The sequence below is a fragment of the Rhizobium sp. WCS2018Hpa-16 genome (assembly GCF_031843705.1).
Classification (GTDB): Bacteria; Pseudomonadota; Alphaproteobacteria; order Rhizobiales; family Rhizobiaceae; genus Agrobacterium; species Agrobacterium tumefaciens_C.
This window is the reverse complement of the sequence record NZ_JAVTIX010000005.1, coordinates 182321-202269: the sequence shown is the minus strand read 5'-3', so window position 1 is coordinate 202269 and position 19949 is coordinate 182321. Positions and strand designations below refer to the sequence as shown.

Genomic DNA, 19949 nt, shown 5'->3' with positions numbered 1-19949 from the left:
AGCGCACACACTCGATCCGATCGGACCAGAGGTGCAAAAGCAGATACGACTTGTCAAGTGCGTTGCGCATCCAGCCGCGACGCCTTGTCAGTGCCAAGTCTTCCCTGCTTTAGAATTTCAAAGGATCGATCGGCAGACTTTATAAACGTTAGCAAGAGAACATAGGTATATCCCGCGCGCGCCATTGCAGAGCCGGGCAGAGCTTGAAACACTAGGCCATAAAGGCCTTTTGGCACGAAGACGTCACGCATATTTGTCACCGTGCCAATCTTTAAGAGTGAGTCGACCTCGAAAGGAACCCGAACCGCCCACTCACCGCCAGCATCCAGTTTTAGTTCGTCAGAGACATCAATTCGAAGAAAGCACTGCCCATCGTGATCCGGCACTCCGAAACCTACAATACCTTCAGACCAGGCAAAGCCTTGATCCACGTGATCATCATCCCACAGCAAGCCCGGCAGTTGCAGATCAGCGTGTTGAACGACAAGTTGGGTATGCAGTGTCGTTAAATCAAATTCCGTAAACACAGCAAAAATCTCACTGCTAGAGATTATATTCAGAACATGGGAACATGAATTGTGTAGATCAGCCAGAGACAACTATTCCGCTGGTTGAGCCACCAACTCCAAGTCAGACGACACATCCATTTCATCATCTGCTTTGCGGATTTCAAAGACAGGATTATCGTCTTTTACAAATCTGAGCCGAATGCCGTGCTCGAACTGCTTGTCCTCGTAAACGCCACGAGGCAGCAGTTCAAAAAACAATTGATATTTCGCGGCCTCTTCAATCGAGACCCTGCTTTCTTCAGTGATGGAGCCAACGGTAACGGAATTGTCTTTGATCCGAACAAATGGCGTCAGGATGATACGCGTCGGTTCACCGACCAGGGCCGATACGTCCGAATCCTGAAGCACTTCCACGATGTAGTTCTCACCTTCCGGCACTCTGAAGGAAACGCTTTCGGCGCGCCAGGAAAATCCTTGCGAGACGTGTCGCGGCTTCCAATCATTAAAAGGGTTGTCGAGACCGTCATTGAAAACTGCCAGTTGCTGATAGCTTATAAAAAGAGGAAAAATCTCTGCCATATTCACGGTCCAACAGTAATTGTGGCTTTGCAGCCATCACGATACTTTCGAAGCTGGTTGCCCATCGAAGCACCTGCTCCCATGTTGTCACCGGCGGTTACGTTTCTTACACTTGCGCCAGCCCCACCCTCCAGAAACATGGCAGGAGGGTATTCATCGGGCTGCTTCCCAGCCTCTCGGGGATACGTACCGGTTGCCGCCGTCCTGCGCATGGCAGCATTCGGTCGGTCGATTGTCAAGGTTGCCGGCTTTCCCGCCGCCTGGGCATCCAGTATGTGCTGCGCCGATTCAGGATATTTCCCTTTGGATATCACGACGACGCCGTGGCACGGGCAGTCATCACATGGCTCATCTCGCGCCTTGGTCTGGGCAAGTTGTTGAGCCATCGCGGCAGCCTGAGCCAATTGCGCTGCTTTTCTTGCTCGTTCAGCCGCAAGAGCAGCCTCCGCAGTCGCTGTGACTGCCTGCGCTGTGCGAACAGCCCTGTAGCCCTGATATGCACGGTAGCCGAGCATGGCAAGACGACCTAATCCAACGGCCACCGGTATAACGAGAGGAAGAGCCATTAACCGCTCCCCGATATTCGTTTGCCTTGGATTTCAGACTGGCCAATTCGCACCATCCCGTCCATAATTTCGGCCAACGTTTGATCCGGATCGGCCGAAGACTTCACGGCCTTTCTTATTTCCTGCTCTTGGCCTATTTCACCATCAGTGGACGACATCAAAAACGCCCAGCGCGCATGCGCTCCTTCTGACCTCAGCCCCATTTCCTTGCCATCTGCCTCATAAAACAATGTTTTCTTGCGTAGATCTGCATCGGAAAGCTTATTGTTTTCAGGGTCAGCTTCTCGCAGATAGGCCATGACCCGCTGTCGGGATACTTCCAACCTTGCGGCACTCATCGCCTGCATCGCTGCAGGATCAAACTGGAGTGATCCAAGGGGAGGTTTAATATTCGCCGCGTGACGTGCCCGCTTGACACCTCCGCCCCAGACCAAACCGGGGGCGAAGATAAGCTGTGTCGCCGGGCCAAACAGGCGCGCTATTTGGACCTCATCCAGAGCCGGGATCGTCTGCATCATCACATTCGCATCCGCATGTCTGAAGATGACCATCTCCTGCCCACCATTGGTCAAATCTTCCCTCGGGACATCGTCGCCTGCGGCGGAAAATTCATCCTCATTCCTGACGCGCGGCCCCTCATGTGTAAGCTGGTTATCCTTCCATACCTTCGGCACGGATATGCGGTTAAGCCCTCGCAGGTGTTTGTAGAGATGCTCGTTATTCAAAGACCTTTCACCCGCCCAGAAAACAGCCGCAGGCTTTCCATCGCAAAGCATCACGATCTGCCGAAGACGCTCGATGACCAAACCCGGGTCATGACTAAACTGTGCAGGCAGCATTCCGCCGCCGGTCGCATCACCCGCCTCAAGCGCCGAGACCATATTTGCAGAAAGGGCGGCAGAGTGCGCCTCAAGCTCCTCATCAGAAATGTCGTCTGCGCCCTCGTCGACCAAGGTCTGGTCAATCGTTTTGGGGAGCGCGGCTTGATACGGGTCGATCAGCCATGGACCTCCGACGATAACCGCATAGTCACCACCTGCGTAACGATAAAGCGGCCTGTGAGAGACATTGGCTGCCTTCAACAGTTTGGGAAGATCATCAAACTGCGAACCGTCCATGACGACGTAAACGCGGTGGTCTGGATCGGAGGCAATTTCGGAAACGCTTTTCAGCAAAGCCTGAGCGACTGAAGACAGCTGGGTCTCGTCAATGGCATCAGGTGTCATGAAATCTATCCTCGCACCATCGGCATCGACTGAGAAGCCATGCTATTCTGACATTCCGTCCCGCCCGCACCTCCCGAGCCAGAACCGCCCTCGTCACCGATGAAGACATTGGCCGAACCCGTCTGCGCCTGCCCGCCACAATCGATAGCATCGCCGATGCGCCCGGCAGGCTTGCCGTTGATGAAGACGGTGGATGACCCAGCAGCTAACTTGCGCCCATGGACAGGCTCCGGGCACACCGGGCAACCATGCGGCACATAGGCATCACCCACACGCATCAACGGCTTGTTGTTGACGAAGACATTGGGGCTGCCGCCGGTGGCCAGAGTTGGCGGGAAGTGGCAGGAGTGGCCGGAGCCTATGTCAGTGCGGCGGTGGGCTGGGGGCATCATCATCTCCGAATCTCAGTTACATCATGTATCCACTCGTCAGAAAGCGCGGCTCAATTTGGTCTGTGTTTTCGACACCGGAAGTCAGCCAATGACGATTTGCAGGATCAAATATCCAGTCCGCGTTGCGGCGCCAATTGATCGTCAACTCTCCAGATATTGGAAGTAAATTCGAAGGCCGACCGCGGGCAGAGGGATCAAAGACATAATCATATACGGCGCGTGCAAGCGTAGCCGCTTCGCCCCACGCCTCCTGATGATATGCTATATAAAAAGGAATATTATAATAATTTCTCAAAACTGAGGTAGCAATTACTTCAGTTTCCTTAGCACTATCCTTCGTGTATTGATCATTAGGCTCTTCTAAAATCCTGTATATAATGACAGAATTTCTTATATTTCCAAAGTACGATGAAAATACTGACCTAGAATTACTTTCACGTACAGATTTTAAATTCTCGTTATTATGAAACCAATTACCGGCGAATTCGATCATATAGTAAAAAACTGGATCGTAGTCGGCATCTAACTCATTCTTCTCTATTTTATTAACGACGTACGTGAACGCAGTATAAAGGTCAGTTGATAAATTCGCAGCACCATCTAAAGCTTCATAACACTCAATAAAAAAGCGCTCCCTTAATTTTTGGCGAAAATTTATTCCTTGCTGCAAGCAATCTCTGAGCAACAACAGCATCCCTTCAACGCCTGAACCTTCCACAGTTTGATTATCGCAAGCAAGATAATTCCGGATAACTTTGTCAGCATCGCTGTCATCTCGTATTAAGGTATTTGCACTGTTAGGAATTCGATTATCTTTCACCGCCGATTTCCTTTATTGGAGGACCGTCATAATACCAAACCGGGTAACCCTTCGTAGGATTCAGCTCGTACCTTAGGGATTTATCTTTTTCAGCTTTCACCCAAGGTTTATTACCCGGCAGATCGCGCCAGTTGTGTAAATTCCCGATGCGATCGGCTGGCTCCGGCTTAAATTCGTCTGGAACGTAAAACTGCCTTGTCCCACCCTGAGTGTTGCGAGAACTGTTTACGCCATGAACTGACCATGTATCGGTTATTGGAGCGCCATACCCCTCGAAAGCCAATCCAGGTTTTTCGTTCTTAAATATCCCCATATGACGACCAACTGAGTTAATGCCCGATTGATCGGGAGTGGATGCACCAGCATTCGGGTCGTAATAATTCCCGTGCCGATCCATATCATTCTCGTTTCGCCACATGGCTAGTTTACTCGGAGGCGGAGTTTTTACTATCCGCATAGGCTTGCTCCAATCCATGCCTTTGTTGATGGATGTGCCGTCCCCGTACTCTTGAGCAAATGCATCGTATAGTTTTTGTCGCGCGGATACCTGGGCCGGACTGTATCCTTCTTTAGCTGCCAAATCTAAGTCCTTGTGAGAAAGGCCGCCCGTAACCCGGTCGTATACTTCGTCGCGTTTTTTAAGGCGCGCATCAATTATTTTATTTCCCATCGTACTTGGCTCATGGTCATCGCCCGCTCCTCCCATTCCTACTTCGTCATCGATTTTTGAAATCGTTAAATCTTTTGGTTTAGCGGTATCAATCTGGCCAAAATTAACGTCATGACCTGCCTTATGAGGCAGGCTGACCGCATGGGACTTGCGTGCACGAACGATTATGGAAGCTAGTTTAGAGCCTCTAGCAATTACTCTAGCGGAAATATGCACACTTACAGCCGCAGCCGCACCTCCGGCAGCACCTACCAAGGCTGTCGCCCCCCAAACTAAGACCTCTTCAGCAACGATAAATGTGATATCGAGCCCCACCTTGCAAACTGCGGCCCCCCACCTATCAGCCTCTATAAGAGCTTTGACCTCATCATAGTATTTTCTAAAATCATCGATCCAACTTTTTAGCCATTGCTCAAGTCGGTCAGCTACACCTACGGGCGTCCATTTATTGACGACCGGCATACCACTTATTGCTGCATCGATATCCTTTACTTTTTGATCCCGTTGAGCAGCAGACATTCCATCCGGCAGCGAACCGTATTTTAAATTATACCATTCCTTTTGTAGCTCCAAAACTTTCTTACGCTGATCAGCATCGTCGAGACCCAAACCTTGGACCTCCATGACGGCTTCTTTTAAGGAGCTTCTTGCCGCTTGAATTTCTCGGTCATCGCCGATACCGGCTAAAAGCCCTAAAAAAATGATCCGAGCCTTTGCCTCCGTGAGCTTATCATCAGCAAGCTGGCCGCAAGACTTATCTTGGAGAAATGTATCAGGTACTCCTGCGTCCGGTGCCGATAAACTTCCCATCAAGCACTCTCCACCGCTTCGCTTGACTGATTGCCCCAATGATTTACAAAAAACATTTCAGCAAATGCTGTGGGTGAAAGCGCAGAAAACAATAAATTACATTGGTTTTGTCTCACTCCTTGATCACCAAAACCAATGTTCCGAATCGAGCACAGCATGATCTTCACAGCCTCGTTATCCGCCCCAAGATCTCGACTTGCATCCATCAGTAATTTTTCAACAAGAGTATTTTGGGCATCCGTGTGACTATGAGAAAACGGATCACCGCTTGGCTCAACTCCGAGATCTGAAAAAAATCTAGTCCTAGTGGCGTCTCTCAATGCTCGCCGCTCAGGGTCTCGTCTAGCAAAGAAACCATCTGAATATCCCATTAGTTCAAATCAATCCTATTTCCATTTACAACAATGTGAACACCCTCTATAGTAATAGTTCCGTCTTCTTTAAGTCTAATTGATGATTTACCGCATATAAATTCCATCATCCTTCCAGCTACAACACTTTTATTTTGGCCAACCTCTTCATATGCGCCAAGGAGGACAGACTTATTTTCGATTCCTTGAACTGAAAGTTGATAGCCACCTCCCACCGACACCGTCTTGACACCTCCAACGATTTCTGTGGAACTGACCATAACCGTCTCCGCCTTATTCTTTCCGACGCCGATGATCATGTTGCCTTCACCCATGGCAGTTGCCGAGAGGAAACCAAGTTTATCCGTAAAGGAGGCCAGCTTATCACTAACAAGGTCACCTCCTACATTACGCATTAGCCCCATCGCTGACGTCACACTTCGTTGTAAAATGTTCGGGCCGACCATGAGCGTCATATTACCTCCGATAACTTCATCGTGGTTATTTCCTACCTCTATCGTCTTGTTATGACCTATAGATTCAGCTTGATTGTTATCAATACGTTTCGCTCTAGAGTTTTCGACGTGAATGCGATGATCTCTTTGAGCGTGGAGGTAAATCTCTTCACGACCATTTTCGTCTTCAAATGAGAGCTCATTAAAACCTTCGCCTTTGTGAGTTTGTGTTCGAAAAGTACTTCGGGTTTTATTCGCCGGTAAAGAATACGGCACCGTTTGCCGCGCATTCGGCACCACCCCCGTCACCAAAGGCCTATCCGGATCACCATCCACAAACGCAACCATCACTTCCATGCCGATGCGAGGTATGATCTGACCGCCCCAGGTAGAGCCTGCCCAGTTTTGGGCGACGCGGACCCAGCAAGTATCTGTCCCATCCTTCCTGGCCTTGCGGTCCCACGGGAACCATAGCTTGATGCGGCCATACTGATCCGGATGGATTTCTTCACCTTCTGGCCCTGCGACAATAGCCACCTGCGTGCCCTCAATCTTCGGACGCTTTGTGGTGCGGTGCGGGGTGAGAGGCACGCGGGCGGGGATGGCTTCGAAGGTGTTGCGGTATTCGGGCTCGTTGCTGTTGGTCTCATAGGAGCGATCCACAATGGTGTGGCTCGCTTTTATGATGACGTGTTCTTCGTATTCGTGTTCGGGGTGGGCAACCTCGTAAGGCGTGAAGCGGCGGCCTGCTTCGAGAATACGAGAGGTCGATCCGCCGAAGACGCGATCGTGGTCGGCTTCGATGGATTGCGCCCGCAGTTTTTGTGCTCGCTCTGCCTCTTCCACAGTCTTGATGCGGGCGGGATATTCGTAAAGTTCGCGCTTGGTCGCATCTGGCATCTGCACCAGTGATGGCGTCATATTGCCTGGCACCATGCCGGGTGTCTCGAAATTCCAGTCGGCACCTGCGCGCTGGCCCGACACATAGGAAAAGCGGCGAGCCCAGTCGTTAATGTGGTTGCGATCTGAGGAGCCTTGTGCCAATCTCACCCTGCCTTCGCCCTGAGCGGAAGGCGATGGTCCAAGCCATCCATTGGCGGTATCAGCCACATGCAGCTTGTGAGAGCCATCATAATGGCTGAACCAGTAAAAAAGTCCGTCTTCTTCGAACCGTCTAAGTAAATAAGACAGATCATCTTCGTTGAACTGCACACTATAGTGTTGCACAGGCGGAACTATGATGATGCCTGATGTATCCGGGGCGGGAATGCCGTGTTCGGAAAACAGCGTCTCGACCACATCCACCGACGTCTTGTCCATCCAGATGCGGCAGTCGGAGCGGCGGGATAGCAGCCACATTTGCGGGCGGATGGTCATGGAATAGGAGCGCAGGCCGCGGGTGATCGGTGGTCCTTCATGGAGGTCCGTGACCAAGCCATTGAAGGGGCGGCGGATGCCGCTTCCCTCGTCGCCGTCACCCTGTTGCACCTCGATTGACACATCCACCAATCGACCGATCAGCTCTTCCGGCTTGACCGCTTCTTTCTTGGCACGGACATTCAACTGTATCTCGAAAAGCTGCGAGACACCCTCGGTGATTTCCATCCGCTCGGGCAGCAATTGGTCTTCGCCAAGCGGCGACTTGACCTTCAAAACACGGCTGGCCTGGATGAAATCGGACGACGATGGTTGTTCGGTCACAGTCTATCTCCGCTATACATACGCAAAAATCTCGGGCTCAACGCAATTAGAGACGCTCTCCGACGAGATATGCGTATTTAAACTTCGTCGCGTTGTTTGGGACGTCATCGATTTTTGGACCAAACATCAGCTCAGGCGTCAAAACGGTGCCGATCTCTTTTCCGGATTGCGCGGTTCCCAGAAGGTAGATGTCTCGCGACATAAACACCTGATTACCGAAGGAATTGCCGATGGCGTAATTGACCTGCAAAGCGAATGCGCCGTGGCCCTTCTGGAGAAGAGCTTGCTTGATCTTGGCATCATTCGCCTTGAGCCACTTCTTGAGCCAGACCGATAGCGAGTATTCATTGACCCCGCCCGATATTTGGCTGAAGACAGCAGCGACGGCACCGCCAGCAGCCATCCGAGAGTTGAATTGGCGAGGCCCATCGGGCAGAGACATATAGGATGAGTCAGGACCCTTCCCCATGCGTTGAACAGGTACGACTTCATCCTCGCGCACCGGGCGCACGACGAAAGAGTCCGTTGAAACAGCGAAATTTGGCATTGATAACTTCTCCCAGCAGCGTCCGAGAGCGGACGGTAAACACCTGGCACAAATGGAACCTGCGCGTATCCGAACTGTCGGAACTGCGATGACGCAAGAGCTGGCCCGGCGCGCCATGGAAGCGCCGGGCCGGACCGATCTGTTAACCGGCCTTGGTTGTTGCCAGATCGTAAGAAGCGATCATTGGCGCCTGCTGCGTGTTGTTTTCATCGGCAGGCGTGTACTTAACTTCCATCTTGGTGAAGTTGAGCTTAATGGTCTCCACGGGGCGATCACCGCTGGAATCGACGGAGTAGCTGGCGATCAGTGTGTTCGTCAGCAGGTACTGGATGTAGGTGTTGCCTGGGTCACCTGTCGTTACGAGATGGATCGTCGCAAGCTTGCCCTGGCGGCCAGAGCACGCTTCACTGAAAAGCTTTGTGGAGGACGAGTCGCTCACCTTGGTGAGAATAACTTCCGAAATGGTGGGCTCGGAGGCTTCGCGGTTTGCAGCAGAACCAGCAGAGGTGTTCATGTTGCGGGATACGTTCCAGTGAATGGCCTCGATATCCATCCACTTGCGGTGTTCTTCGTGAGTCGCATCACCCTGAATACCGTCGATCTGCAAATAAATTGGCATGCTTAATGCTCCTGTAGCTAATGAAAGACCTCTTGCTCCGAGGTCGTGTTTGCCTCTCAACTACTGCCGCATGCGCCGGGACTTCCCATCCGACGCGGCAACTTTATCCACTGCACCCTTTTTGGCTGCTGCGAATTCATCACTTTCCCCAGCCGCTTCGACAATGATGTCGAAACCGCTTTCACCAAAATCGACAGTAATCCGCTTCACCTTCTCGCCAGCGATGACCTTTTCCAGGAAAAAGCTGGAGAGTGGCGGCAACAAATCCCTGCCAATCATGATTTCGATGGCGCGTGCGCCAATTTCGCTCGAGCCCGCCCGTCCGACCAGCGCGTCACGGGCGCGATCTGAAAGAGCCAACTCCGTGCCGTAGGCGTCATGGACGCGCCCGCTGACCTTTGCGATCTGCATATCGACGATACGGGAAAGCTGCTCCGGCCCCAAAGGCATGAACGGCAGAATGACCGTTCGCCCAAGGAATGCCGGTTTGAACTGTTTCGTCAGTTCCGGCATCAGCAGCGCTTCCAGAGCCTCTCCATCCGGCATCGTGTCCGGGTCGGCAGCGAGTGCCGTCAGCAGCTCCGAACCTGTGTTCGCGGTCATGAAAATGGTGGTGTTCTTGAAGTCGATGTCCCGGCCCTCGCCGTCTTTCAACATGCCTTTATCGAAAACCTGATAAAATATATCCTGCACGCCCGGATGCGCTTTGTCGATTTCGTCCAGCAACAGCACGCCAAACGGGCGGCGGCGAACGGCCTCTGTCAGAACGCCACCCTCACCATACCCCACATAACCGGGTGGCGAGCCGAGAAGGAGGGAGACCTTATGCTCTTCCTTGAACTCGGACATGTTGATCGTCGTCAGGTGGCTGTTACCGCCATAGAGCATGTCAGCTAGCGAAAGCGCGGTTTCCGTCTTGCCTGTGCCCGACATGCCAACCAGCAGGAACACTGCAGGCGGACGACGCGGATCGGACAAACCAGCGCGGGCAGCGCGCATGGCATCGGCAATGCGATCAATCGCCCAGTCCTGACCCACAACCCGTTGCTTCATGCGCTGGTCAAGCGATCTCGCACTCTCAATCTGGTCCGCCAGCAATTTACCAAGGGGGATACCAGTCCAGCGCGAGACAACAGCGGCAATCATTTCCCGGTCAACAACTGTCGGGACCAACCTCTCGTCACTGTTGTCAGGGGCTATCGCCAAAGCTTTGCGCTTCTTTTTGGCAGCATCAGCGCCGCCCTTGCCGTCGTCTTGCACACTCAGCGCGGCGATTTCGGCGTCGTAGCGCGAGTGCAGCCCTTCAATCGCCGTGTCCAGATTTCCAATTTCGGACTTAATCGCATCAATGCGGGCGGTTATGTCCTCGCTTGCTGGTTCACGCGCCAGCCATTCCAGTTCGGTGGAAAGGAGTGTTCGTTCATTCTCCATGGATCGCAGCTTTTCAGGAAGCGTCTGGCGTGCCAGCGACACAGCGGCAGATGCCGTATCCAACAAACTGACGGCCTTGTCGGGCAGTTGGCGGGCGGGCATGTAACGAGCGGACAATTGCACCGCGGCGACAATCGCCTCATCACGGATAACGACGCCGTGATGCTGCACAAAACTATCCGCAACACCACGCAACATGCGAATGGCAGTCGCTTCATCCGGCTCGCGCACATGCACAGGTTGGAACCGCCGGGTCAGAGCCGCATCCTTCTCGAAGTATTTCTTGTATTCAGCCCAGGTGGTGGCGGCGACAGTCCGAACTTCACCTCTGGCAAGTGCAGGCTTTAATATATTTGCTGCATCGCCCTGCCCGCTGGCGCCACCCGCACCAACCAGACCATGTGCTTCATCGATGAAAAGAATGATGGGATCAGTTGAACGCTTTACCGCGTCAATCACCCCGTGCAACCGCCTCTCAAACTCTCCCTTAACGCCAGCCCCGGCCTGAAGCAGCGACAGATCGAGGCTCAACAGCCGAACATTTCGCAATTTTTCGGGCACGTTGCCTGACACGATTTCCAGCGCCAGAGCTTCGGCGACTGCGGTTTTGCCAACGCCAGCCTCTCCCACCAGAATAGGGTTGTTCTGCCGACGGCGAGTCAGGATATCAACCATCTGGCGAAGTTCGTCGTCACGGCCAATGACAGGATCCAGCTTTCCTGTGCGTGCATCGTCGGTCATGTCCTGAGTGTAGAGGCGCAGGAAATCATTCTGCTCTTTGCCCGCACCGCCGAGCGCTGGATCTGTCCGATTTTCTGTCGGTTGCGACACATCTTCGCTTCGCAAACGCTCTAAAGCGCCGCGATCCATGAGTTTAAGCGACGGAAAAGCGGCGCGGACCATGCTGCGCAGCGATGCGTCCTCGTCCAAAGCCAGCAAAAGATGCAGCAGCGCAATCTTTGTGCGGCCATCCTGCAGGGATGCCAGAAGCCAGGCCTCACGTCCTGCAGTCAACACGTTTTGCGAAAGTGCCAGTGCTTCCCCATCACCAATCGCAGCCTCATCGAGAGCACGATCAATCTCGGATTGGAGCTTGTCTGTCGGTATCTGAAGTTGCTGGAAAAGGTCAGCGTTGGTGTCCGATTCCACAACTGCACACAACCAGTGGGAAATATCTACAAATTGATGACCGCGCCGCGCAGCTATAGATGCAGCGCTTTCAAGCGACACGCGCAACCCCGGCTCAAGCGCTTCTACTAGGCGATTGAGATCAATTTGCGACATGCAGCGAGCCTCCAGTTTGGATCATTCCACAACGTGACGTGGCATAGTTAGGTTGCTAAAACTCGCTTGTCTAGCCGAAAGTTGCATTTTTATTTGACGAGTTTAAAAAGGGGTGGTCACAATTATGCCTCATTTTCCATAAGTCTGTTCAATCAATAACCTTACGTAACGGAAGTAACTGTCACAGAACTATCATTTTCTACGGGGGATAAACTGGCTTTGGATCTCAGTGAAGACATTTCAGTTAAAGAATACCTTGGCGATTGTGGAGAAAATATTCGCTCCAACCAAAGAACTCGCGAACTATATTACAAAATTAAAGACGAAAGAAACCAAGCAAGAGCAGAAGAGCGCACTGTCTCACCACAAGAAGTTCTTCGGGTTTCTAATAAATGGACAGAGGTCAGCAATCTCGGATTGCAAATTATATATTCGGAAAGTCGCGACGTTGAAATATTAGCATGGCTTGCTGAAGCAGAACTACGCTTAAAGGGCTTTCTCGGGCTGCGTGAAGTTTACCGCGTTACATATGATATATTTTGCAACCAGTGGGACTCGGTCCGCTCTATCAGCGACGAGGATGATGATGAAAGATTTGCACCCTTTGCCGGTTTGAACGGCATTGGCAGCGAGGGAACGCTCATTCAGCCTTTGCGCCTCAGCTCTCTCATTCCTGGCGGCAAATTCGGTGAGAACACGCTTTGGGATTTCCAGCTGGCACAACGATCATCCGAAACCAAACGCAAGGAAGAGCTGTATAACGCGGCGTCCGAAGCAGGCATTGCGGCCATGTCGACCCATCTTGCGCAGGTCAATGCGTGTCTGTCGCTGTTTGATGAGATCAGCATGATCCTCTCGCAGAAATGCGGGGCGAATGCGCCTGCCAGTTCCAACATTCGCAACGCCCTGATCGAGGTCGCAGCCGCTATCCGCGCGCTTGGCGGGCGCGACGAAATTCCTGCTGCCGTCGGCGAGATTGCACGGATAGCGGAGGATGGCGGCGCACCAGCACAGCCAGCGGTTCAGAAAACAGCGATAAAAAATCCCGAAGAAATCGCTTCACGTGACGAAGCTTTTGAAACTCTTCTTACAGTTGCGCGTTATTTCCGCCGGATGGAGCCACATTCTCCAATATCGCTGGCCATTGAAACACTGGTTCGCAGGGGGCGCATGGATTTTTCAGAATTGCTCGCGGAGCTTTTACCCGAGGCGCAGGCACGCAACGCTGTGCTGACGGCTGCGGGCATCAAGCCCGGCGGCGAGAACAACGGAAAATAGTGAAACCACGGGAGCGTGAGCGCTCTCTTCAGTCAGCAATGCCCAAAAGGCATCAAGGAGGTTTGAATGGCAAGTGTGCACGAAAAGCTGGAGCGGGTTCGCAAGCCCCGCGTTCACATTAAATACGAGGTGGAAACCGAAGGCGCGATGGTGGTGAAGGAACTGCCGTTTGTGGTTGGTGTTCTGGGCGATTTTTCCGGCAACCCGACGCAGCCGCTAAAGCCATTCGGTGAGCGAAAGTTCGTTCAGATCGACCGCGACAATTTCGATGAAGTCATGCGCCGCATGACACCTGGTCTGAACATTGCCGTTCCTAACACGTTGCAGAACGATGGCACCGATATTCAGGTGAACCTGAAGTTCGAAAGCATGGACGATTTCCTTCCGGCATCGGTTGTCGACCAGGTGCCTGCGCTCAAAGCGCTGCTCGATGCGCGCAACGAATTGCGTGACCTTCTGTCCAAGGCGGACAGATCCGAAGACCTTGAGCGGCTGTTGGAGGACATCCTTCAGAACAAGACGGATCTCGGCAAGCTCGTATCCGAACTGAAAGAGAAAAATGGCGCACCACAGTAATTCGCTGCAGTTCAACCTGTCTTTGATGGCCCCGGCGCACGGGGCTTCACCTGTTCTAGCGGCGAAAGACGCCGCATTTGGAAGGATTGAAAAATGAGCGCTGAGAGCCTGCTGAAGAATGAGACACAGGCAACAACCGAACAGGACGGCGGTCTGCTGTCTAAGGTTGTCGCTGCCACTCGCCAAACCGAACCCGATCGCGCCCAGAACCTGCTGCGCACGCTGACCGACCAGGCGCTGAAAGGCACCGTCAAATACGATCGCAACCTGACCGTTACGTTGAACCAAGCCATTGCCGAAATCGACAAGGCCATATCCAGTCAGCTTTCGGCGATCATGCAATCCCCGGAATTCACCAAACTCGAGGGCACATGGCGCGGGCTGAACTATCTCGTCAAGAACTCCGAAACCAGCGTCAATCTAAAGATCCGTGTTCTCAACGCATCCAAGCGTGAGTTGGGACGCGATCTTGAAAAGGCTGTGGAATTTGACCAGTCGCGTCTGTTCAAGTCCATCTATGAAGACGAGTTTGGAACACCCGGTGGCGAGCCGATGGGTGCCATCATCGGCGACTACGAATTCGACAATTCGTTTGATGATATCCAGCTGCTCCAGGGCGCGTCATCCATTGCCGCTGCCGCCTTTGCGCCTTTCATCTCGGCTGCGAGCCCGCACATGTTCGGCTTTGACGATTACCGCGACCTGGCACGGCCGCGCGATCTCGAAAAGATCTTCGACACGGTGGAATATGCGAAATGGCGTAGTTTCCGCGAGAGCGACGACTCACGCTTCGTCACGCTGGCCCTTCCACGTGTTTTGGCGCGCATGCCCTATGGCCCGAAGACAAATCCTGTGGACGAGTTCGCCTATGATGAGACGAATGGTTCCCCGAATGGTGACCTGCCGCACGACCAGTATTGCTGGATGAACGCTTCCTACGTCATGGGAACGAAGCTGACCGATGCCTTCGCCAAATATGGCTGGTGCACGGCCATTCGCGGCGCGGAGAACGGCGGCAAGGTTGAAAACCTGCCGATGCATGTGTTCTCCAGCGACGACGGCGATCTGGATCTGAAATGCCCGACTGAAGTTGGCATTACCGACCGTCGCGATGCCGAACTTGGCAAGCTCGGCTTCCTGCCGCTGTGCCATTACAAGAACACGGATTATGCCGTCTTCTTCGGAGCGCAAACGGCCCATAAGCCGAAACTCTACGACCGCCCGGAAGCAACTGCCAATGCCGCAGTTTCCGCGCGCCTGCCCTATATGATGGCGACCTCTCGTTTCGCCCACTACCTGAAAGTCATGGGTCGCGACAAGATCGGCTCCTTCATGGAAGCATCCGATTGCGAAGTCTGGCTCAATCGCTGGATCTCCAACTATGTCAACGCCAATGACGAAGCGGGCGAAGAGTCGCGAGCGAAGTATCCTTTGCGGGATGCGAAAGTGACTGTTCAGGAAATTCCGGGCAAGCCGGGTGCCTATAACGCAGTCGCATGGATGCGTCCGTGGTTGCAGATGGAAGAACTGACCACATCGCTGCGCATGGTCGCTCGTATTCCAACCAAGAACTGAACCAAACAGGTGATGGGGGCTTTCCCGCCCCCGTCCCGGCCTTCTTGCCCGGAGCCCATTCATGCCGCCACGGTCCGTTTCGGACATTCGCAGTCAGGCCGATCAGCTCATCGCGCTGATCGATGATGCGCTGAACCGCCAGGTTAACGCTATTCTGCACCATGCCGAATTTCAGGCCATGGAAGCACGGTGGCGTGGCCTTGCCATGGTCGTGCGGGAGGCGAGCCGTAGCCCCGAGGTCAAGATCAAGCTTTTGAATGCGAGCTGGCGTGAACTGGCGCGCAGCATGGAAAGGGCAACCGACTTCGATCAGAGCCATCTTTTCGAAATCGTCTACAACCGCGAATTCGGCATGCCGGGTGGAGAGCCCATCGGCCTGATGGTAGGTGATTACGCATTTTCCCCTGACGATATAGGTGGTGTAGACGGCATCACCACATTGTCGCAGATCGGCATGGTGGCTGCTGCCGCGTTCTGCCCGTTCATTGCCGGTGCCTCTCCGTCCACAATCGGATTGGAAGATTTTTCGGAACTGGTCCGCGTGCAGGATTTCTCATGGCTGAAGCAGGAGAAATCGCGCCTGCGCTGGAATGCCTTGCGCGCCCGCGATGACAGCCGTTTCATCGGCCTCGTTGCGCCGCGCATCCTGCTTCGCTCGCCCCACAAACCCTTTTCCCGCCGACGCGAAGACCCGTTTCCATTTCGCGAACATATTGGCGAAGATGGAGATACATTGCTGTGGGGCAACCCCGCTTTCGCCTTCGCCTCAGTGGTGGTGCGCAACTTCATCGATTCAGGCTGGTTTGCCGATATTCGCGGCGTAACGCAGGATGAGATCGACGGCGGAATGCTGTCGTCCTGGCAGCTGCCGCCACTTGATCTGGGCATTGAGAGCAACGGTCTTTCCGCCCAGCCGCCCGTCGAAATGCAGCTGACCATGGGTCAGGAGCAGCAATTTTCCGATCTCGGCATCGTGCCTGTATCGACAACATATCTGTCGAGCATGGCGATTTTCAATGCCAATCAATCTCTCCATGCCCCTGGCCACTATTCCAAGGAAAGCGCCCGCCAGAATGCGCGGCTGGCAGCCATGCTGCAATATGTGCTCTGCGCCTCGCGCTTCTCGCACTACCTCAAGGTCATCATGCGCGACGATATCGGCCAGCTCAGCGATGCGCTGACGATTGAGCGCAAATTGGAAAACTGGTTGTCGTCCTACACTCTGGGCAATGACGACGCGGAAGCTTCGCTTCGTATCCGCTATCCGCTGCGCTCAGCTGGCATCAAGGTTTACGAAATTCCCGGAAAGCCGGGGAGCTTTTCCTGCACGGTGCGGCTGCAGCCGCATTTCCAACTGGACGACGTATCCACCAGCTTTCACCTCATTGCCGAGACAACCACGCCAACCGCATCGATTACGCGGTCTTCGCCTGAGCCACAAAGGATACAAGCATGACACTTCGCGACGACATCACCCGCCTCATCGATGCCGACCAATTGCAGGAAGCGATTGCCCATGCGCGGGACCATGTGAAGAAAAACGCCTCCGAGAAAGAGGGGCGTTATCTCTACATCGATCTCCTGATACTGGCGGGTGAACTTGAAAAGGCGGACGCCCAATGCAACGTGGCCTCAACCTTCTCGCCGCAGGATGCCGTCGGCTTTTCCCTTTTCCGCCAGCATTTGCGGGCCATGGCGGCGCGGGTAGCGTGGTTCGAGAAAGGTGCCGTTCCCGACTTCACACATGGACCATCCGAGCTGGACCAGCTGGCCATCAAGGCCAATATTGCCGCCCGTGACGGTGACGCAAAAACCGCACGCAAGGCGCTGGCCGAACTGGATGAGAAGCGTGCCGAAATTTCCCTTACCGTGAACGAGGGCAAGGCGGGCTACATTCGCGACCTCGACGACCGTGTACCTCACGCGCTTGAAGTGCTGACCAACGGCGGCAAATATCTCTGGATCGATTATGATCGCATCGAAAGCCTCGCCATCGAGCCGATGAGCCGTCCGCGTGATCTGGCCTACCGGCAGGCGGACTTGACCCTTCACGATGGCGCTATCGCCTCAGTCCTGCTGCCCGCGCTCTACCACGGCAATGAAACCAGCACCTCACTGCTGCTGGCGCGCGAAACAGTCTGGGACGAGGACGCGGCGCTTGTGACTGGAAGCGGCCAACGCTGCCTGATTGTTGGCGATGATCTCGTGCCTTTCCATGAAATCTCCAGCATGTCGGCACCGGCGCGCAACCAAGAAAGGCAGTCAGCCCTTGGTTAATCCGCTGGAACAGTACCGCCCCAAGCAAAGAACTTTGGCCCGCTCGGTTCTCGACCGGCTGCTGGATGACGCGCCGGATATGGAAAGCGATCCTCCAACAAGTCTTTCCGACCAAGTACGGGAGATGCGCGAAGTCATCAGGCGCGATCTTGAGCAGCTGCTCAACACGAGGCGCAATCCGGCAGGACCGCCCGCTGTCTTGAAGGAGCTGACGGACGCGCTGGTGAGCTACGGCGTGGACGGCATTCTTTCGGCAAACCTCGTCACCGACCAGTCGAAGGCAAAGCTGGCGCAGACAATCGAACGGCGGATTTCCATGTTCGAAACGCGCCTGTCGGACGTGACGGTGACCATCATAAAAAACCGCATTGATGGAGACCGGGCTTTGCGGATGCGGATCAACGCAACCTTCCGCCTTCATGAAGGAATGCCGCCGATCAGCTTTGAGTCCAAGATTGATCCATCAACCCAGCGTTTCCTTGTGGAGGCGGGTCATGGCTGAAGGCTTTCTCGAAAAATACAATGACGAGCTTTTCGCATTGCGAAAGCGCGCGTCTCGCTTCGCTGCCGCTTTCCCGAAGATAGCGGGCAGACTGCGCATGACCGGCGAGGTTGCGGATGATCCGCATGTCGAACGGTTGATACAAAGCTTTGCCTATTCCGCAGCCCGCGTGCGCCAGAAGCTGGATGACGAGTTTCCGGAGCTTTCCGACAGCCTTTTGGAGACGCTGTACCCGCATTATCTTGCACCGCTGCCCTCCATGAGCGTCGTGCATTTTTCGCCGAGCCCTGCGCTGGCAACCGTGCAGACCCTGCCGCGACACAGCGAAATTCTGGCCGAGCCGATTGGCGGTGAAAGCTGCCGGTTCCGCACCACACAAGACGTCCATATCGTACCGCTGGAGATCGCCTCTGCGACGCTTGCCAGCCAGCCGATCGATGCGCCCTTTTCGCCCTCATCCGCTGGAGCCGCATCGTGTCTGCGCCTTTCATTGCGCACCACCTCGCCCCGGCCCACAAGCTTTGGCGAAATGGGCCTGAATTCATTGCAGATCTTTATTTCCTCGGCGTGGCAGCAGGCAACGGCACTTCATGAACTGCTGACCAACCATTGCATAGGCCTTGCGCTTGCGCAGCATTCCGAAGACCGCAACGCCGTGTTTCTACCGCCGTCGAGCCTGAAGCCATCAGGCTTCTCGAAGGACGAGGCGATGTTGCCCTACCCAGCAAACAGCTTTGATGGCTACCGCCTGCTGACAGAATTCTTCGCGCTTCCGCAAAAGTTCCTGTGTTTCGATATTGCCGGGCTCGATCAATGGAGCGGTAGCGACTGCGAGCTTTACATCTATCTTGATGCCGCCGACTCTCGCCTCGAGAGAATGGTTGCAGCGAAGGATTTCGTGCTCAACGCGTCACCTGTCATCAATCTTTTCAAGCAGAGCTGCGAGCCGTTGACGCTTGATGGCACCCGCACGGAATATCGCTTGCTGCCGGACGCAAGGCGGCAACGGACCCGCGAAATCTACGGCGTGGAAAACGTGCAACTGACCACCCGTTCAGGCCAGATCGAGAAGACATCCCCCTTCTTCGGTCGCACGCAACGCAGCAACGGGTCCAATGTATTCTGGCAGACCTATCGCCGGTTCGATGATGATGACGGTTCCTCCGATACGGATATTGCGTTCATCGATCAGCAACGTGGTCCGCTCGGCCCGCTTGATGTCGTCGCCAGCGTCGATACGCTGTGCATCAACCGCGAGCTGCCAAGCCAGCTTCCCTTTGGCGGTGGGCATCCCTTTTTGCAGCTATCTGCGGGGAACGAGGCCGTGGGCTCGATCCAGGCCTTGATGCCGCCAACGCCCGCCGTGCGGATGAATGAACGTTCGGCACGCGAATGGCGGCTGGTGTCTCACCTGTTGCTCAATCATCTTTCGCTATTCGACAATGGTGGCGCGCCGCTGAAGGATATTCTCTCCCTTTATGCCTTCCGCGACTCGCCTGAAACGCGACAGCTGGTGGAAGCGATTACATCAGTCGAAGCCCGTAATTCCCATGCGCGCATTGGCTCTGCCATGGTTCCCGGCACTGACACCACGCTCGAATTCGACCCAGCAATGATCGACAGGCCTGCGGCCTACATCTTCGCCAGTGTGCTCAACCATTTCTTCGGGCTCTACACCTCGATCAACAGCTTCACCCGCCTGACCGCGACAATGCGGGGCCACTCCGAACCTCTTGCCCGTTGGCCTGCCCGTGCGGCGGACCGACCCCTGTTGTAGGAGGA

19 protein-coding genes are annotated in these 19949 nt (G+C 54.3%); 7 read left to right on the top strand and 12 right to left on the bottom strand.

Annotated elements, in window-relative coordinates; all coding sequences use genetic code 11:
- Positions 1 to 53: 53 nt before the first annotated feature.
- From comJ (RQI55_RS16545) to tssH, 12 genes are all read right to left on the bottom strand, one after another.
- Entirely contained in the window at positions 54 to 527 is a 474-nt protein-coding gene (gene comJ, locus RQI55_RS16545; protein ID WP_042619936.1) for a competence protein ComJ, read from the bottom strand.
- Between the two features lie 72 nt (positions 528 to 599).
- On the bottom strand, positions 600 to 1088 hold the full coding sequence (comJ, locus tag RQI55_RS16540) for a competence protein ComJ (RefSeq protein WP_042619937.1): 489 nt from the start codon (positions 1086 to 1088) through the stop codon (positions 600 to 602).
- Positions 1089 to 1090: 2 nt separating this feature from the next.
- A complete protein-coding gene (locus RQI55_RS16535; RefSeq protein WP_052496958.1) occupies positions 1091 to 1654 on the bottom strand; it encodes a NucA/NucB deoxyribonuclease domain-containing protein in 564 nt (187 codons plus the stop codon).
- Positions 1654 to 2772, bottom strand: a complete 1119-nt coding sequence (locus RQI55_RS16530; RefSeq protein WP_155399021.1) for a hypothetical protein — start codon at positions 2770 to 2772, stop codon at positions 1654 to 1656. The genes RQI55_RS16535 and RQI55_RS16530 overlap by 1 nt, the downstream gene beginning before the upstream one ends.
- A gap of 113 nt (positions 2773 to 2885) precedes the next feature.
- Positions 2886 to 3275: a PAAR domain-containing protein gene (locus tag RQI55_RS16525; RefSeq protein ID WP_311273171.1), complete on the bottom strand. Its 390-nt coding sequence runs from the start codon at positions 3273 to 3275 to the stop codon at positions 2886 to 2888.
- 13 nt (positions 3276 to 3288) lie between these two features.
- Complete coding sequence (locus RQI55_RS16520) at positions 3289 to 4092, bottom strand: hypothetical protein (RefSeq protein ID WP_155399022.1); 804 nt, start codon at positions 4090 to 4092, stop codon at positions 3289 to 3291.
- A complete protein-coding gene (locus RQI55_RS16515) occupies positions 4082 to 5572 on the bottom strand; it encodes a hypothetical protein (protein ID WP_243258251.1) in 1491 nt (496 codons plus the stop codon). The genes RQI55_RS16520 and RQI55_RS16515 overlap by 11 nt, the downstream gene beginning before the upstream one ends.
- On the bottom strand, positions 5572 to 5943 hold the full coding sequence (locus RQI55_RS16510) for a hypothetical protein (protein WP_155399023.1): 372 nt from the start codon (positions 5941 to 5943) through the stop codon (positions 5572 to 5574). Before RQI55_RS16510 ends, RQI55_RS16515 begins: the two co-directional genes overlap by 1 nt.
- Positions 5943 to 8078, bottom strand: a complete 2136-nt coding sequence (gene tssI / locus RQI55_RS16505) for a type VI secretion system tip protein TssI/VgrG (protein WP_042619942.1) — start codon at positions 8076 to 8078, stop codon at positions 5943 to 5945. Before tssI ends, RQI55_RS16510 begins: the two co-directional genes overlap by 1 nt.
- A gap of 46 nt (positions 8079 to 8124) precedes the next feature.
- Positions 8125 to 8625, bottom strand: coding sequence for a hypothetical protein (locus RQI55_RS16500; RefSeq protein ID WP_042619943.1), 501 nt, complete (start codon positions 8623 to 8625; stop codon positions 8125 to 8127).
- A 142-nt stretch (positions 8626 to 8767) separates the two neighbouring features.
- On the bottom strand, positions 8768 to 9244 hold the full coding sequence (locus RQI55_RS16495) for an Hcp family type VI secretion system effector (protein ID WP_042619944.1): 477 nt from the start codon (positions 9242 to 9244) through the stop codon (positions 8768 to 8770).
- A 60-nt stretch (positions 9245 to 9304) separates the two neighbouring features.
- A complete protein-coding gene (gene tssH / locus RQI55_RS16490; RefSeq protein WP_042619945.1) occupies positions 9305 to 11959 on the bottom strand; it encodes a type VI secretion system ATPase TssH in 2655 nt (884 codons plus the stop codon).
- 219 nt (positions 11960 to 12178) lie between these two features.
- Here tssH and tssA point away from each other — a divergent pair, with 219 nt between their 5' ends.
- The 7 genes from tssA (at position 12179) to tssF (ending at position 19944) form a co-directional block, all read left to right on the top strand.
- The gene (gene tssA / locus RQI55_RS16485) at positions 12179 to 13237 is read left to right on the top strand and encodes a type VI secretion system protein TssA (RefSeq protein ID WP_311273172.1); all 1059 of its coding nucleotides are present in this window, start codon (positions 12179 to 12181) and stop codon (positions 13235 to 13237) included.
- 66 nt (positions 13238 to 13303) lie between these two features.
- Complete coding sequence (gene tssB / locus RQI55_RS16480; protein ID WP_042619947.1) at positions 13304 to 13813, top strand: type VI secretion system contractile sheath small subunit; 510 nt, start codon at positions 13304 to 13306, stop codon at positions 13811 to 13813.
- Between the two features lie 93 nt (positions 13814 to 13906).
- The gene (gene tssC, locus RQI55_RS16475; RefSeq protein WP_192065662.1) at positions 13907 to 15388 is read left to right on the top strand and encodes a type VI secretion system contractile sheath large subunit; all 1482 of its coding nucleotides are present in this window, start codon (positions 13907 to 13909) and stop codon (positions 15386 to 15388) included.
- Positions 15389 to 15449: 61 nt separating this feature from the next.
- Positions 15450 to 16844 (top strand): type VI secretion system contractile sheath large subunit, encoded by a 1395-nt coding sequence (tssC, locus tag RQI55_RS16470; RefSeq protein ID WP_042617048.1) that lies wholly within the window; start codon positions 15450 to 15452, stop codon positions 16842 to 16844.
- On the top strand, positions 16841 to 17665 hold the full coding sequence (locus tag RQI55_RS16465; RefSeq protein ID WP_042617049.1) for a type VI secretion system accessory protein TagJ: 825 nt from the start codon (positions 16841 to 16843) through the stop codon (positions 17663 to 17665). Before tssC (RQI55_RS16470) ends, RQI55_RS16465 begins: the two co-directional genes overlap by 4 nt.
- Positions 17658 to 18167 carry a type VI secretion system baseplate subunit TssE gene (gene tssE / locus RQI55_RS16460; RefSeq protein ID WP_042617050.1) on the top strand — a complete coding sequence of 170 codons (510 nt, stop codon included), beginning with the start codon at positions 17658 to 17660 and terminating at the stop codon, positions 18165 to 18167. The genes RQI55_RS16465 and tssE overlap by 8 nt, the downstream gene beginning before the upstream one ends.
- A complete protein-coding gene (gene tssF, locus RQI55_RS16455) occupies positions 18160 to 19944 on the top strand; it encodes a type VI secretion system baseplate subunit TssF (RefSeq protein WP_042617051.1) in 1785 nt (594 codons plus the stop codon). Before tssE ends, tssF begins: the two co-directional genes overlap by 8 nt.
- The last annotated feature ends 5 nt before the right edge of the window (positions 19945 to 19949 follow it).